Source organism: Niallia sp. FSL W8-0635 (assembly GCF_038007965.1).
In the GTDB taxonomy this organism is placed as follows: Bacteria; Bacillota; Bacilli; order Bacillales; family Cytobacillaceae; genus Niallia.
Genome location: NZ_JBBOYD010000001.1, coordinates 3804328 through 3820700, shown reverse-complemented (window position 1 = coordinate 3820700; position 16373 = coordinate 3804328). Strand labels below are relative to the sequence as shown.

Here is a 16373-nt window from a genome sequence, read left to right as displayed (position 1 = left end):
TCCATAAAAAGGCTTTTGAAAAAATCTTTACTTATATACATATTTTAGGTAATGTTAAGATATATAGTCACATTAATTCAAAGGTGGGAGAACAGCGACAATGGTTTATAAAGAAATCGTAGAAAAGTGGACAAGTTTTGCAGGATTAGAAGCTAACTTAAAAGCGCAACTAACAGAATTACAAACATCTGATAAGTTGCTGGAGGACAGTTTTTATAAGCATTTGGAATTCGGAACTGGCGGTATGCGTGGAGAGCTAGGACCTGGTATTAACCGCATGAATATTTATACTGTTCGTAAAGCGGCAGAAGGATTAGGGAAATACATAGTAGAACAAGGAGAAGAAGCGATGAATCGCGGGGTAGCTGTTGCTTATGATTCCCGTCATCAGTCTCCAGAATTTGCGTTAGAAGTTGCGAAAGTAGTAGGTAAGCTTGGAGTTAAATCCTATGTATTTGAAGAGCTTCGTCCAACACCAGCATTATCTTTTGCTGTACGTTATTTAAATACATTTGCTGGAGTAGTGATTACCGCTAGTCATAATCCTCCTGAGTACAACGGTTTTAAAGCATATGGAGAAGATGGTGGACAACTTCCTCCTGAGGCTGCAGATATAATCATTAAATATGTGAATGAAGTAGAAGATGAGCTTACTATTAAAGTATTAGAAGAAAAAGAGTTATTAGAACAAGGCCTATTAACATATATTGGTGCAGACGTGGATGCTGCCTATGTAGAACAATTAAAGACTATCCAATTAAATCGTTTGCCAGAAGCAAAAGATTTAAAAATTGTTTATACTCCATTACATGGTACTGGAAACAAGCCTGTGCGTGCAGGATTAGAAGCATTTGGATTTGAAAATGTAACAATTGTGAAAGAACAGGAATTACCTGATTCTAATTTTTCTACAGTAAAATCGCCAAATCCAGAAGAGCATGCAGCTTTCGAAATTGCGATTCGTTATGGAAAAGAAATCGATGCTGATATTCTCCTAGCAACCGATCCAGATGCAGATAGATTAGGTGTTGCGGTTAAGGATTTAAGTGGAGAATATACCGTTCTAACAGGAAATCAATTAGGTGCATTAATGCTTGAATATCTATTATCAGAGAAGAAGGACAAAGGCATTCTTCCTGAAAATGGTGTCGTTATCAAAACAATTGTAACATCTGAAATTGGTCGTACCGTTGCTAAAGCCTATGGAATTCCTACTATTGATACCTTAACAGGATTTAAATTCATTGGCGAAAAAATTAAAGAGTTTGAACAAACACATGAGCATACATTCCTTTTTGGATATGAAGAAAGCTACGGTTATTTAGTTGGCGATTTTGTACGTGATAAAGATGCTGTTCAATCTGCTATTTTTGCGGCAGAAGTTGCTGCATACTATAAAGCAAAAGGCTTAACACTTTATGAAGGTTTATTAGAAATCTTTGAAAAGTACGGCTTCTACCAAGAAGGCTTAGAGTCATTAACGTTAAAAGGGAAAGATGGAGCAGAACAAATTGCTTATATTATGGATACTTTCCGCAAGGCACCAATCGAAGTAGTAAATGGCTTAAATGTGGTTTCTGTGGAAGACTATTTAACTAGTCAACGTCAAGAAGGTCTAACAGAAACATTGATTGATTTACCAAAATCCAATGTAATCAAATATTATCTAGAAGATGGTTCTTGGTTCTGCTTGCGACCATCTGGAACAGAGCCAAAAGCGAAGTTCTACTTTAGCGTAAATAGTTCTTCGTTAGAAGAAAGCACAAGTAAGCTAGAATCATTGAAGACAGGTGTAATGGAGCAAGTGAACGCTGTAATCGATGGATATAATAAGTAATAATATTACTTAAGGTTGATAATCAAATCTCCTCTTAAATCGCTTTAAAAGAGATGAAAGTCTCTATAAGGCAATTTGGGAGGAGATTTTTTTAAAAAAAATACAAAACTTGAAATTTAAAGTCAATTTATGCTCTAAATGCTAAGTTTCGCCTAGGCGAAACTTAGCATTTTTATGTCCAAATAGTGAACAAACATGAAATTTCGACATTTTTCAATCTGTCGTATTTGTAGTATGATTTTACTAATTTAAGACAGAAAGGGGGGAAAAGATGATTAATCAGGTTACTTTAGTCGGAAGGCTAACGAGGGATCCAGAGCTGAGAGTTACACAAGAAGGAACATCTCTTGTGAATGTGACTGTCGCCGTAAATAGAAACTATAAAAATCAAGCTGGCGATTATGATGCTGATTTTGTACAGTGTACGTTTTGGAATAAGGTAGCAGAGAATACGGCACAGTATTGTCATAAAGGCTCTCTAGTAGGAATTGTTGGTCGTATCCATACAAGAAATTATGAAAATCAGGATAATAAAAAGATCTATGTAACAGAAGTAATTGCAGAATCCGTTCGGTTCTTGGATTCTAGAAAAGTAGAACATACTATTCCTTAAAGGAGGAAGGCTTCGTGAATAATGTACCAGATTTAATGGTTACATTAATTAAAATGCAGGCAAAGACAAATGAAAAATTAGAGCAATGTAATGTAAGAATAAAACAATTAGAACATATTATTCACATGGAAAAAATCACTCATACTTCCCCAACATCTTAAGACTTTCACCCTATACACTACTCACACCAATTATCTTTCCGTTTCAAAATTCTCTTTGAAACAACCAATCTTTATAGAAAAAATCAATACACGCCCCGATTAACTTCTTCTTTTTTAAAGTGCCCAATGCGGCGCTTTTTTTGTGAATGTTTGATCAATATGTTTGGAGATTTGCGAAAGTAAAAAAAGAGAAACGCAGAAGAAGATTAGAGCATGATTGAATGAAAAAGCCGGAAGAGGTTAATGAGGAGTATTTCCATAAGAGGAGACTCTTCAATAGTTTAAAAGGAAGTAAAATAGCCTTAATAATTATTAAGGCTAAAGCGATGACATTTTAGAATATTCTAATTTTTCATCGGTCACTTTCTTCAAGTATTGTTAACACTGCACGAATTTCTTCTTGGGTGAAGCCTTGTTTTTTAGCCTCCATTATGAGTGTTATCCATCCACTGTCCAAATTGCTTTTAGGCAATACTTCGGTGGGAAACAAATTAATCATGATAATTAACCTCCTTATAGAATATAAGGTGGCCCAGCCATCATAGTATAAATCTACCTTAGACCTGCAGCTTTGCGTCCCACCCTTTCAGATGGTTTGCCTTTATCTAAATAATTAATTGTACAAGTTAAATTTTATCATTAATTTGCAAAATATGACAACATTTTTGTACATATTGTTTCGACATATTCCAACATGCATATGGTATTTAGTTATCTTCTCTAAGTAATGAATGTCCAAGAGAGAAGGGGCCTGTCTATAAAAATTCCGATTCCCTTGACACCCTCATACAGAATGACTAACTTTAGCTTGAATTGTTTCTAGAAGACAATTTTTATATAATAGAAAGGGGCTTTTTAAAAAATTCTATTAGGGGTACATAATGGATAAGAAATGGTTAGGAAATATAAAGGTAAATGTTTTAAGCTCGAAAGAAGCGATTACTGATATAAAAGAAAAACTAGAGAAGAAAATAATGTCCGATATTTATTTTCTAAATGATCATGGATATAATATTGCACAAAAGGATGAAACTTATCGAGATATGCTAAATCATGCTGATTTATTGTTAAATGATGGAATTGGCATCGAAATGGGAGCTAAGCTATTTGGATTTTCGTTTAAAGAGAATTTAAATGGTACAGATTTTATCCCTGCATTATTTCAATCATTAAATGAAGAGAAGGATAAACAATATCGAGTATTTTTATTAGGGGCTAAACCAGGTGTCGCGCAAAAGGCACAAGAACGATTGCAACAACAATACAAGAATCTCCTGTTTGTAGGGAATCAAGATGGGTATTTTCCAAAAGCGAGTACAGGAGATATAATTGATCGAATTAATAATTGTAAAACAGATATTCTCTTGGTTGGTTTTGGGATGCCCTTACAGGAACAATGGATTAATGAATATCGTTCGAAACTGGAGTGTACTGTTACGATGGCTGTAGGCGCTTTTATCGATTTTTCCTCTGGAGAAGTTGCAAGAGCTCCGAAAATTTTCCGCGATCTTCGGCTTGAATGGCTGTATCGAATGGGGAAAGAACCGAAAAGACTATGGAAACGAAATGTTGTTGGGCATGTTGCCTTTTTCAACTCTATTTATAAGCAAAGAAAAACAAAATAAAAAAATGCCTGATTGGGATTAATCCTTCCATATCAGGCATTTTTTATTTTAATTAGAGCTCCGCTTCTTTCTCTGCACAAGTACAATTATTGCTCCAATAAGTAGGAGACCTAAACCGATTAAAACAAGGTTATAGGAGGCAGTTGCAGTATTAGGTAGTGACTCGCCTTTTCCTATATTTTGCTTTTCTGTCGGCTCGGAAACTAGTTGAGAATCAGATTGCTTTGAATCTTCTAAAACAGGTGTTTCCGTGTTCTTCCCATCAGATGCAGGAGGAGTTTCTGTATCTATTTCTTCAGATGTTTCAGGTGTTTCTGGTATAGCAGGCTGAGTCGGCTCGGCTTTCTTCGCATCTACTAATAAAATTGTGCCACCATCATCTCTAGAAGGGAGGATAACTGTGATTTGACTATCAGTAATTGGATACGTTTTACCAGAATATAAATCGACTGCTTCCTTCGCAAATGGAACCTCAAAGGTCACTTCTGTTGCTGACTCCTTTGTATTTAATCCAACAAATACTTGCTGATTTAAGTGTTCACGCTTAAATACAGAATAACCCTCTGCATCACTTCCTGTTATTTGAGAACGAGTTCCTTTTGAAAAGACGTCAGAGTATTCTTTTCTAGTATTTAATAGTTTAGTATAATGCGCTAGAATCTCATTATTTTCTGTTACATTCCAATCTATGCTATATCGGTTATCATAGTAAGGATAATTATTTGCCCCAGACAGGCCTAATTCTTCACCGTAGTAAATGACGGGCTGGCCTTTTGCTGTAATTTGTAAAGCTGCTGCCAGCTTTAGCTTACCGACATCGCCACCTACAGATTCTAAAAAGCCATCTTCATCATGACTACCTAAAAACTGTCCTAATGTACCGGTATTTGAAAGCTTGTTGTTTCTTTCTTCTAAAGCATTTTGTACGCGTATGATATCGCCATTTGCAAAATCTCGCGCCAAATATTTGAAATCAAAATCCAATAGGGAATCCATCATTCCAGAATTTAAATAGCCTTGGTCATCATTAACCTGTGCTCCCCAAGCCTCGCCAATTAATTTAAAGCTTGGCATTATTTTCGTTAATTCATTTTTAAAGCTCATCCATGTTGTATTTTCCACATGTTTTACTGTATCAACACGGAAATAATCGATGGTATTTCCTTTGGCAGTTTTCGATTTTTCAATCCAACTAGTTTGCCAATTGATTATTTGTTTTCGTACTTCCTCGTTTTCGGTTAATAAATCAGGTAGTCCTGATAGCTCTCCTTGTACGGTATCGGTACCGCCATCACGGAACATACCAGCAAAACGATTTCTATCTTCCTGTGTCGGGAAGTTGGCAATCTTTCCATCATTTATTGCATCATTTGTTTTTAAACCATAGCCAGCATGGTTAACAACAACATCGACCATGATCTTTATTCCTCGTTCATGTGCTGCATCAATTAATTCATGAAAATCCTCCATTGTACCAAAGTGAGGATTTAATTTCTCGAAATTACTTGCCCAATATCCATGGTAGGCATAATAAGGGGTATCTGGATTATCATAGCGAACATCATATTGGATATTTTCCACAATAGGATTAATCCAAATTGTATTGATTCCTAGGTTTTCAAGATAATCTAATCTTTGGGTAATCCCTTTAAAGTCACCACCATGATACGTTCCAGGCTTGCTTGAATCGTAGCCGATGTTATATGGATCATTGTTGGAGGAATCTCCATCAAAGAAACGATCTGTAAGCATAAAGTAAATTCTTGCTTCATCCCAGTCGAAATCATCTTTTCCTACAGATTGTCTTGCTTTCACTGTGAGTTCTGCTTTAACTGTATGGATGTTTCCATACTCATCTATAATCGTTACAGGGATATCTTTTACCCCAGTAGTAGTAGCTTGATCAATTGCAATAGTGAGTTCATTTAATTGCGGGTTGATCCCTACTTTTTCTTTTCCACCAATAGCTCGTAAATCAGCATAAACTTCTCTAATATCTGAATTTTTATTCTGATTATAGTCAACAGATAGTACAGCGTTTTCGTTATAAGTTACTTCTTTTGGTTGGATACTTGCATGAATAGTCATATCTGGCTTTTCATAAGCAAGAGTGGATAGTCCATCAATCGTATTGTATGGATCAGTAACCTCGGTTTCAACGCCATTCATTGTGACAATAAAAGAATATGGATGGTTGCCTTCGGGAATATTTTCAAGCGTATATGAATAACGTTCATTCTTTGTTTCATTTGTCATCTTATAACGTTTACCATTGAATTGTAATTCAACTTTCTCGATTTTTTCCATTTCGTTTTTAGTATATAATTCTTTATCTCTATAATAGAAAGTAGCATTACCATCCGTTAACACAGGACCTGTTACTTCTGGAACGATATAAAGATCATCTTGCCCACTAGTAGCATAAACCTTTGTTATCAAATCTGTTTTATTTAAAGGAATATAGCGATCCCCATTTCCTTCTTTAATCGCAGTGTCCCAGTTTTCACCCTTTCGTAATATAAATCCGACACTTTGCGTTACTTCACTTACATTGATAGTCGCGGTAGCCATTCCATGGAGATTTTGGTCAAAGTCTATTTGATCATCCTTTACTCCAGTCCCCCAAACCCAGACATTCCAATCTGTATAATTTTGATCCATTCGGTCATACATAAACTGGATATGTCGTCTTTCATAATGATTACCTTTTAAATCTTCTATCGCCTTAATAGCTTCCTCCTTAGAGTAAAAAACGGTATCTAGCCCTTCAATTATCCATGCTTCTGCCATCTGTTTCCCTTCGGCAATGGCAATGGTGTTTTCTGTATCTTGTGTTTCCCAGTTTCCTTTACGAGGGATTATCGTTATATCCTTTTCAGGAAAAGAAAATTCGCCACTTATAAACTTAAAAGGATCATTTTCTTCTTTTGTAAAAGAAAATCCTCCATCTTGTAGTCCACTATTATAAATCCATAAATCCCATTTTTCATAATTTTCATCTAAACGATAGTAGTTAATAGTGTACGTATACATGTCTCCCACTATTTCGATTTTCTTTTCCACTTTTTCTCCATCTTTTTCAGCAACAAGGATAAAGGAATCATTTGCTTTCACATTTTCATGAACAATCAGTTGCCCATTTATAAGCTCAATTCCTTCTACTATTTCTTTCAGTGACCATGTAAGCTGTGAAATCTTTTGAATGGAACCATCCTTTTTCACTAGATTCGCTTCTAAAGGATAGGATGTATTTTTCTCTACCTTTACTGGAAGTAAATCAAGATTTAAACCAGGCACGATAAGTTTGCTATTGCCATCTGCTAGCTCTTTATTAGCGGGGTCTGTAATCCATTCATTGTCTACAATAAATTTATACTGATACACACCTGCTTCAAGATTTGGAACAGTAAGTGACCATCGATTATTCTCGTCCTTTTCCATTGATAATGCTCCGTTTTGCCAATCGCTAAAGCTTCCTGCAACTTTAACTTCCTTTGCAGTTGCATTATCATAGGAAAACTGTACTGATTTGTCAGCACTGATGAGCGGAGATTCTAGTAAACTATCTGCTTGTGCTTTTGTACTTGGAAGGTACCCTCCAAAGCTGCTAAAAATAAGTAGAACTATTAAACATAGTGAAAGATAAGGATACTTTTTCATACTCAAAAAACATTCTCCTTTCGATTTTTTATGAGAAACAGAGTAGAATCTGTAACTACCTATTAAAGTTAAAGAAAACGATTGCCTAAAGAAAAATAAAGTTACTTTATTGAAAATATGTAGTGATGTGACTTTTGTAGTGAAAACGATTGCATAAAATAGCAAGAGGGAAGCTATAGTTAAATTAGTACGTGTGAATCGGTTTGAAAACGTTTTCTTTTTAAAGATACTATGTATTTATATATTTGACAATAGCATTTTTCGTATTTTTTAGAATTAATCTGAAAAAGTGATAGAGTATTAGTAAAGTATAATGAATTTCTATTCTTATTTTTTGGAGATTAGATAGGAGAGTAGTACAAAATATCCTTCTCGGAGATAAAGTAAATTAATCATTATGAGATAATATTGGTAAAAAATGTGATAATATAAGAAAGAGTATAAAACGAAAATTAAAGGAGAATTATATATGATTTTAGTAGTAGGTGGAGCTGGCTATATTGGAAGCCATCTAGTAAAAGAATTAGTGGAAAAAGAAGAAGTGGTAGTATTAGATAATCTTGCTACTGGTCATGAGGAGGCAGTGGATTCCCGTGCGGTTTTTGTGAAGGGTGATTTAGGGAATGTCGAAGATTTAGAATCGATTTTCACTAAGTATCCAATTAAAGCAGTCATGCACTTTGCAGCATATAGTTTAGTTGGCGAATCTGTTCAAGATCCATATAAATATTATGAAAACAATGTTGCAAATACATTAACATTATTAAATGTCATGTTAAAACATAATGTCAAAAATTTTATTTTCTCTTCAACCGCAGCTACATATGGAATTCCTAAAGAGGAAATTATTTTAGAAAGCTCGGTAACATCTCCTATCAACCCTTATGGTAGATCAAAGCTAATGGTTGAACAAATTTTAGCTGATTTCCATTCGGCTTATGGGCTTCATTATGTTGTGTTGCGCTATTTCAACGCAGCAGGTGCCCATGTATCTGGTGAGATTGGGGAAAATCATAATCCTGAAACGCATTTAATTCCAATTATCCTTCAACAATTATTAGGAGAGAGAGAGTCTATTTCTGTATTTGGCACAGATTATCCTACAGAAGATGGAACATGCATCCGAGATTATATTCATGTTACAGACTTAGCAAATGCCCATATAGCAGCGCTAGAAGCTCTATTAAAGGAAACAAAAGAAGCAGAAACATATAATCTTGGCAATGGAGTAGGCTATTCTGTTAAGCAAGTAATTGAAATGTGTGAAAAGGTTACTGGTAGAGAAGCCAATGTCATCCTTAGTGATAGAAGAGCAGGAGACCCAGCAAGATTAGTTGCTTCTTCAGAGAAGATATTCAGCGAACTTGGCTGGAAAGCAGAAAGAGGCTTAGAGACAATTATTGAAAGTGCCTGGAAATGGCATAATAAATAATAGGAGTGGCGAAGAAATGATGTATTTCTTCGCTTTTTTCTAGTAAATGTTTATATATTAGCTTGTCAATCTATTCTAAACAAAAGGGGTACTATACATGTTTAAGGTAAATCGTATTCATCATATAGCTATCATTTGTAGCAATTACAAAGTTTCTAAAGAGTTTTATGTTAATCTATTAGGTTTTTCACCAATAAATGAAATATATAGGGAAGAAAGAGAGTCCTATAAGCTAGATCTCTTGGTAAATGATAGCTATCAAATTGAACTATTTTCCTTTCCAAATCCAAAGAAAAGACCGAGTTATCCTGAGGCAGCTGGCTTACGTCATATTGCGTTTGAAGTGAATAATATAGAAGATACTGTACAGTATTTACAATCGAATAATATAAGAGTTGAAGAAATTCGGATCGATCCAATTACGGCCAAAAAGTTTACATTTTTTGCAGATCCTGATGGGTTACCTATTGAATTGTATGAGGTCTAATTAGCATGAGCCTTTCCTTTATATTGAGAAAGGGTACAAACGGTTTGTAAAATAAACTGCTTATCTTGAGCACTTAGTAATCTCCAGCTTCCAGCTTTTATTTTCATATTTATCATCCTTTCTACTATTTATTCCTTGTAGTATATATATACCGCGTTTATTTTCATTGAAAACACCAAAATTATCAACAAAAGCTGACAAGTATTTCCCGAGAAATGTCGGGCGATACTTAATAAGCCCCCTTAGCAAGTAAACTAAGGGGGCTTATATTTTAAGTTAATTCATTAAAGTTATTGATAATAAGCTGATCAACCACACGTTCCGTGGCTTTGCCGTCTAAATCATCGAAGAAGTATTTAACGAAAGGCTCTATTTTCTCCATTTTAAAATCTTCTTTTTGAATAATGTCGATCATTCTTTCTGTCGTTTTAGCAAGTGGTCCAGGAATAAAGGAATGATAGTCATAGTAGAAGTCACGAGTTCGTACATATTCTTCTACATCGTACGCAAAGAATATCATTGGTTTATTTAATAGAGCATACTCAAAACATACAGATGAATAATCAGTAATTAAGATATCCGTAATGAATAATAAATCATTGATTTCTCGATAGGAAGAAAAATCGTAAAAGAAATCACTAAATTGATAAGGAATACTAAATTCATTTTTTACAAATGGATGAATTTTAAATAGAAATACATACTCATCCTTCAATTCGTTATATAGCTTTTCCAAATTTAATACTTCCATTGGATAGTGAGCTGACATTTGTCCATTTCCACGGAAAGTAGGGGCAAATGTGATTACTTTTTTTCCTTTTAAAAATGGAAATTCTTCGTATAGGTTATTTCTTACTTCTTCTTGATAGTCTTTATCGAAAAAGACATCTGTTCTTGGAATACCTGTTGGAATGACATTTTCTATATCAATTCCGAATCCTTCTGCATAATGCTTAGCAACATTATGAGAGCTAACAATGGCTTTTGTATAATTCCGATGGTTTTTTGATTTTGGCGAAGGTCCACCTGGACGTCCTAAGCGACTAAATCCAAACGTTTTAAAGGCACCAACCGCATGCCATAATTGGATTAATTCTGCATTTTTTCTAATAGTAAGTGGATAGATCATTGGATAAAAATCATCAAGAATAATAAATTTTGCTGTAGCTAAATGATATGCTAAGCTGAATATTTCTCGGTAATTCTTTTTTTCATCTACTCCTTTTTTTAAGAGAAGATGGTAGTCATAGTTTAAATTTCTTCTAAGTAATTCATCGTATACAAATTGGAAGTTTCCACTCATTTCACTTCTACTATCAGATGCAAAAATAATCTTTCTTGTTTGTAAAGGTAATAACTTACACAATTTGTATGTTAAAGAAAAGCACCATTTATATACAACACGATAAACAACCCCACGTTGCTTTAAATCCGCATCTAATCCCATTACTGAAGGATCTAAATCCTTTAGCTTTGATGAGGTAATTTTTAATGTTTTTAATGGTAAATCATATGTAGCTAAAAGATTGTACTTCATTTCCTTTTTGGCAGTAAAATACTCCATTTTTGCAGAATGGAAGCCATTATCAAGAAAATGCTCAATATTTCCTAAAGGAAATGACTTTTTATATACTTTATCACCTAGTACATGTACTTCTAATTCTAAAAATAAGCGATAGTCTTCCTCAGGTAGTGGTCTATTATGGGATGTAATGGTTGCAAAGTTAACTTTAGAGCGAAAGCCTGCCCAACTATATTTATTATCAATAGAATCATTTGTTTTTATCTCTTTTACAAGAACATCCTGTAAAGGGATAGAAACCTTTAAACCACTAGTACTTAATAAGATCAAACGCTTTTTAACTAGATCCTCATTCTTCATGGAAACATTCTCTAAGTAAAAATAGCCTTCGATTTCCATAATTGGCCCATTCCAATTTAATTGGGTTATTTTACGATGTGGAATATGTTCTTCCATTTTTCCTGCGATTTCATTAAGCACAGGTAGGGATTCACTTATTTTTTCCTTTTGAATGATAATGCGATCTTCAGTTATTTGAACGGGCTTATCAATACTGAATTCTAACTCGTCACGGACGATTGGTCCTGACGCGTTAGAAGAAGCTTTTCTTCTTTTTAACTTTCGAACAATCTTTCTTAGCATGCTAATATCTCCTTAACTTCATAAATCATTAATGGAATGGAGCAAATGTGAAACAATTCTTTTAGAAGTGTTCCCGTCTGTGTAATCAAAGAATTTATTTTTAAATGAAGTCATTTTTTCTTGATTAAATTGTCCATCATTTAACCATTTTGCAAGTTTCTCTGTATTTGAGAAAATAGGTCCAGGTACTAATGATTCATATTCATAATAAAAATCGCGTTCCTGCATATATTCTTTTAAATCATGAGCAAAGAATGCAGCAGGTTTATTCAATAAACTATAGTCAAAAATAATAGAGGAATAATCTGTTATAAGAACATGAGAAATTAATAGTAACTCTTCAATGGTAAAGTCATCTTTTATATGAACAATAAAATTTTTATATTCATCTTCTACATGGAAAGAAGATGACATGTATGGATGTAAGTGTACCAAAAAGATAGTGTCTGTTTTAAGTTGTTCTTTCAGTATTCTAAAATCAATTGGACATTCAAAGGCATCCTGTTGATAACTTTTTCCTCGAAATGTTGGCGCATATAGTATTATTTGTTTATTCTTTATTGAGCCTACTTTGTTAACTAATTTTGTTAATACTTCTTCCTTTCGATGATTTTCAAAGAAATAATCTGTTCTTGGAACACCTAAAGGGAAGATTTGTGATTCACTCATATCAAAGGCTTCTGCATAATAAGGAATAACCTCAGAAGAACTTACATAAACTCTGGAATAGTTGGAATGGATTTTTACAGTTTTTAAATAATCTAGGCTTGGTCCATAACGTTTTCCAACTAAACTCATTCCAAACTTTTTAAATGCACCACAAGCATGCCAAAGTTGAATTATCTCCGTTCCTTTTCTAGGTTTTATCAAATAAATTAAATAATGATAATCATCAATAATAAAGTATTTAGATGTTGCTAGATGATAACATTCTTTTATTGTATGAAAAAAATAATGAATCTTACCAAGAAAGGAGCTATTTATTTTAAAAAAAGTTTTTACCAATTTGAAATGAGTATCTCTTTTTTTGAATTCCTTGTAAATATATTCCAAATTTCCGTTTATTTCGTTTGAACGTGAGGAAGCAAAAGTTATTTTTTTTTCGTCTACTTTAAAAAAGAAACAAAAAAATAAATAAGCAAATTGAAAACAGAATTTTGATAAAACAGTAGGTAGTAATTTTAAGTTATTCAAAAACAATCTACCTTTCTAATCTATTGATTTCAACATACCCCACTTTAGTTGTCCGTAAAGGTCTAAATGGTTCAATTAACCATCAGTGGGGAGAAGGGAAAACTCCCAATGATGGAAGTTTTCTTTTATTCTCTTTAAATTTTCCATTCCATAATTGTTTTTCCCCATGAAGATGTTAAATCTTTTTCAAAAGCTTCAATGATGGATTGAATAGATGTTACAGTTTGAACTTCCCCAACAAGTGTGGAAAAGTAATCAACAATATCTGGATATTCTTTATATAAATTCACCGTGTCTTGAAAATCAATACGACCGCTTCTGCTGCTTCCAATCATGGTAATTCCTTTTTCTAAAATCATTCTTGTGTTAATTTCTACAGGGTATTCAGAAACGCCGAGAATGGAAATAGAACCTTCGGGAACAATTAAATCAATACTTTGATCAATAGCATATTGGCTACCTAATCCACCAACACATTCAAATGCATGATCAATTTCTATGGAATCAGGAATCTCATCTATTAAATAGCTTTCATCTACAAAAGAGAAGCGATCTAGCTTGTACTGGGTTTTCCCAAAAGAAATGACTTTGCTCTCAGGATACTTTTTCTTTAGTATTAATGACATAATAAATCCTAAATTTCCATCGCCCCAAACCCCAAAGGTATTGCGACGTTTATGTGATCTTGATTCAAACCTAGTGATAGAATGCATGGCAATTGTGATAAGCTCTGTAAAAGCTGCCACATATGGATTCATACTTTCTGGAATTTCTACTAAACGGTCCCTATTTAAAAAGACATAATCTTGCATAAATCCATCATAACCACTAGATCGGAAGCGACTTGAGCGTAAATAGTTCTCAGCTATAAAAGGATCTTCTTCCTTAGGGTCGTTAGGAACCATTACCACTTTTGTTCCATTAGCGAATTCCCCTTTAGGATCATAGACAACCTTACCAATTCCTTCATGAATCAAGGCCATAGGAAGTTTTTTTGCCATCGTCTCTTTTCCGCGGGATCCTGTATAATAACGTTGATCCGCGTTACAAATAGAAAGGTGAGTTGGTCGAACGACAATCATATCAGATTTTAATGAGAAATCTTGATAGGTGACTTCAAATTGTCTTGGAGAAACAAGACGATATACTTGATTAATCATGGTTTATACTCTCCTGAATAATAGCGTTTGCTACTTTTAAATCGTAAGGTGTAGTAATTTTAATATTAAATACTTCACCAGTAACGAGCTTCACTTTTTCTCCTTTCAAGACACAAATCTTACATGCATCAGAAAGAATAGCCTTCTGCTCGGAAGACAGGGAATAATAGTGCTCTTTCAGCATCTGCATATTAAATGTTTGTGGTGTTTGTCCTTGGTACATAAAATCGCGAACAGGGATATTAGAAATTGATTCACCATCCTCTGATTCGACAATTGTATCAATAGCGGAAATAACCGTATCAACAGCACCAAATTCAAGACCATATTGAATATTTTCTTCTATTATACGATGTGTAATAAAAGGACGAACGGAATCATGGGTTACAAGGATATCATCATGGAATAATCCAAATGTATCCTCTACATATTTAATACCATTCATAATGGTTCCATTTCTATCTTCTCCACCTTCTATTACAACTAAACGGTCACGCTTATCGATAAATTTATTAATAATATCATTCGTGTAATTAATCCATTCCTTTGGTGAAGCAATGATGATTTTTTCGAACTGATCATTTAATAAAAATTTCTCGATGGTATGAATAATGATAGGTTTGTCATTTAATGGAAGGAATTGTTTTGGCATACTTACATTTCCCATTCTTGTTCCTTTACCACCAGCAAGTATTTCAGCATATATCATAATTTAATACTCCTTTAACGTACTTAATATTTCCAGTTGTTTATATTTTTTTTGTAATTAATAATTTACATAAATCAAACTTAATATACACTTCTTTTCGAGTCATTTCAACAAATTGCCTAGGATTTAAAGGAAACGTAATACTTATGGTATTTTGACGGTATAGTTGGATTAATCTCACTTATTAATTAGAATGCCCAAATAAAACATCTTCTTTTTCTACAAGTGATAATATAGTGTTCTTATTAGGAATTTACTCCTATAGAAAAATAAGATAAAGGGCTATTATGCCCTTTACCTTATTTTATATCTAAATGATCTTTTAATTTATTTTGAATCTCTGTTTTCTCCGCATCAGAGACAACTAAATACCATACTTTATTAATTGTTTGCCCTGTACCTTCAATGCTAAACTGCTCAATATTACCTGCAGCGCTCTTATAATTTTTTTGGATATCTACCATGTCATTAAATGTAATATTTGTTTTTACATTTTTTCCGAGAGCATCAAAGATGTCATCAAAGTTGGTTAAAGAGTTAAGGCTAGCACCTTCTTTTATAACAGCTTGAATGATTAATCGTTGGCGAAGTTGTCGACCAAAGTCACCACGAGGATCTTCTTTTCTCATTCGTGAAAATTTAAGTGCATCTTCTCCATCTAATGTAATTTGACCTTCTGGAAAGTGTACTCCACTATAAGTAAAGTCTAAATCATTATTGACAGTCACACCACCAACTGCATCGACAATGTCTTTAAAGCCTTCCATATTAATTTGCATATAATAATCAATTGGTATATCTAAGAAGTTCTCAACAGTATCCATAGACATTGCGACACCGCCAAATGCGTATGCATGGTTAATTTTATCTGTTGTACCATGTCCAACTATTTCTGTACGAGTATCTCGAGGAATACTAAGCATTTTCACTGATTTTTTTTCTGGATTTACAGTTAAGACGATCATCGTATCTGATCGACCTCTGTCACCTTCTCGTTCATCTACACCTAGCATTAAAACGGAAAATGGTTCTTTTTTAGTTAAATTTAATGTATCCGTTCTTTTCTCTGTCACTCTATCAACTGGAACATGCATTGTATCTACAGCATCAGTTAAGGATTTATATACAGTGAATACATAAGCGCCAATTCCGATTAAGAGAAGTAAAAGTACAATTCCTGTTATTCGTAACCATTTTTTCTTTTTACGTTTAGGCTTATCAGACCTCATAATTAACAATAACCCCCATATCTTGACAAAAAATGATAAAGCTAATTTAAAGAATAGCAGAAAAAGGTATGGATTTATATGTCTAAATAAAAATTAATTAAT

At 33.7% G+C, this 16373-nt stretch carries 13 protein-coding genes and 1 riboswitch; of the genes, 6 read left to right on the top strand and 7 right to left on the bottom strand.

The features are described from left to right. Positions 1 to 100: 100 nt before the first annotated feature. The 3 genes from NYE52_RS18385 to NYE52_RS18375 all read left to right on the top strand — a co-directional run bounded on the left by NYE52_RS18385 (position 101) and on the right by NYE52_RS18375 (position 2611). Positions 101 to 1837 carry a phospho-sugar mutase gene (locus NYE52_RS18385; RefSeq protein ID WP_341194387.1) on the top strand — a complete coding sequence of 579 codons (1737 nt, stop codon included), beginning with the start codon at positions 101 to 103 and terminating at the stop codon, positions 1835 to 1837. Between the two features lie 271 nt (positions 1838 to 2108). Next, positions 2109 to 2450, top strand: a complete 342-nt coding sequence (locus NYE52_RS18380) for a single-stranded DNA-binding protein (protein WP_341194386.1) — start codon at positions 2109 to 2111, stop codon at positions 2448 to 2450. A gap of 14 nt (positions 2451 to 2464) precedes the next feature. After that, positions 2465 to 2611, top strand: a complete 147-nt coding sequence (locus tag NYE52_RS18375; protein WP_341194385.1) for a hypothetical protein — start codon at positions 2465 to 2467, stop codon at positions 2609 to 2611. Between the two features lie 352 nt (positions 2612 to 2963). Here the strand turns inward: NYE52_RS18375 and NYE52_RS18370 are convergent, their stop codons facing one another. Beyond that, positions 2964 to 3110 carry a hypothetical protein gene (locus NYE52_RS18370; protein ID WP_341194384.1) on the bottom strand — a complete coding sequence of 49 codons (147 nt, stop codon included), beginning with the start codon at positions 3108 to 3110 and terminating at the stop codon, positions 2964 to 2966. Between the two features lie 24 nt (positions 3111 to 3134). Continuing rightward, positions 3135 to 3221: riboswitch (cyclic di-GMP riboswitch) on the bottom strand. 271 nt (positions 3222 to 3492) lie between these two features. Here NYE52_RS18370 and NYE52_RS18365 point away from each other — a divergent pair. After that, entirely contained in the window at positions 3493 to 4236 is a 744-nt protein-coding gene (locus tag NYE52_RS18365; RefSeq protein WP_341194383.1) for a WecB/TagA/CpsF family glycosyltransferase, read from the top strand. A 48-nt stretch (positions 4237 to 4284) separates the two neighbouring features. Here NYE52_RS18365 and NYE52_RS18360 read toward each other — a convergent pair whose 3' ends face one another. Next, a complete protein-coding gene (locus NYE52_RS18360; protein ID WP_341195228.1) occupies positions 4285 to 7896 on the bottom strand; it encodes an alpha-amylase family glycosyl hydrolase in 3612 nt (1203 codons plus the stop codon). A 469-nt stretch (positions 7897 to 8365) separates the two neighbouring features. Between NYE52_RS18360 and galE the strand changes: the two genes are divergently transcribed. Further along, the gene (gene galE, locus NYE52_RS18355; protein WP_341194382.1) at positions 8366 to 9328 is read left to right on the top strand and encodes a UDP-glucose 4-epimerase GalE; all 963 of its coding nucleotides are present in this window, start codon (positions 8366 to 8368) and stop codon (positions 9326 to 9328) included. 97 nt (positions 9329 to 9425) lie between these two features. Then, positions 9426 to 9815, top strand: a complete 390-nt coding sequence (gloA2, locus tag NYE52_RS18350; protein ID WP_341194381.1) for an SMU1112c/YaeR family gloxylase I-like metalloprotein — start codon at positions 9426 to 9428, stop codon at positions 9813 to 9815. Between the two features lie 271 nt (positions 9816 to 10086). Here the strand turns inward: gloA2 and NYE52_RS18345 are convergent, their stop codons facing one another. The 5 genes from NYE52_RS18345 to tagU form a co-directional block, all read right to left on the bottom strand. After that, complete coding sequence (locus NYE52_RS18345) at positions 10087 to 11979, bottom strand: CDP-glycerol glycerophosphotransferase family protein (protein ID WP_341194380.1); 1893 nt, start codon at positions 11977 to 11979, stop codon at positions 10087 to 10089. An 18-nt stretch (positions 11980 to 11997) separates the two neighbouring features. Then, the gene (locus NYE52_RS18340; protein WP_341194379.1) at positions 11998 to 13173 is read right to left on the bottom strand and encodes a CDP-glycerol glycerophosphotransferase family protein; all 1176 of its coding nucleotides are present in this window, start codon (positions 13171 to 13173) and stop codon (positions 11998 to 12000) included. Positions 13174 to 13307: 134 nt separating this feature from the next. Next, positions 13308 to 14333 (bottom strand): ribitol-5-phosphate dehydrogenase, encoded by a 1026-nt coding sequence (locus tag NYE52_RS18335; protein ID WP_341194378.1) that lies wholly within the window; start codon positions 14331 to 14333, stop codon positions 13308 to 13310. After that, positions 14326 to 15042, bottom strand: coding sequence for an IspD/TarI family cytidylyltransferase (locus NYE52_RS18330; RefSeq protein ID WP_341194377.1), 717 nt, complete (start codon positions 15040 to 15042; stop codon positions 14326 to 14328). Before NYE52_RS18330 ends, NYE52_RS18335 begins: the two co-directional genes overlap by 8 nt. Positions 15043 to 15341: 299 nt before the next feature. Continuing rightward, positions 15342 to 16271: a polyisoprenyl-teichoic acid--peptidoglycan teichoic acid transferase TagU gene (gene tagU, locus NYE52_RS18325; protein ID WP_341194376.1), complete on the bottom strand. Its 930-nt coding sequence runs from the start codon at positions 16269 to 16271 to the stop codon at positions 15342 to 15344. Positions 16272 to 16373: the final 102 nt, after the last annotated feature.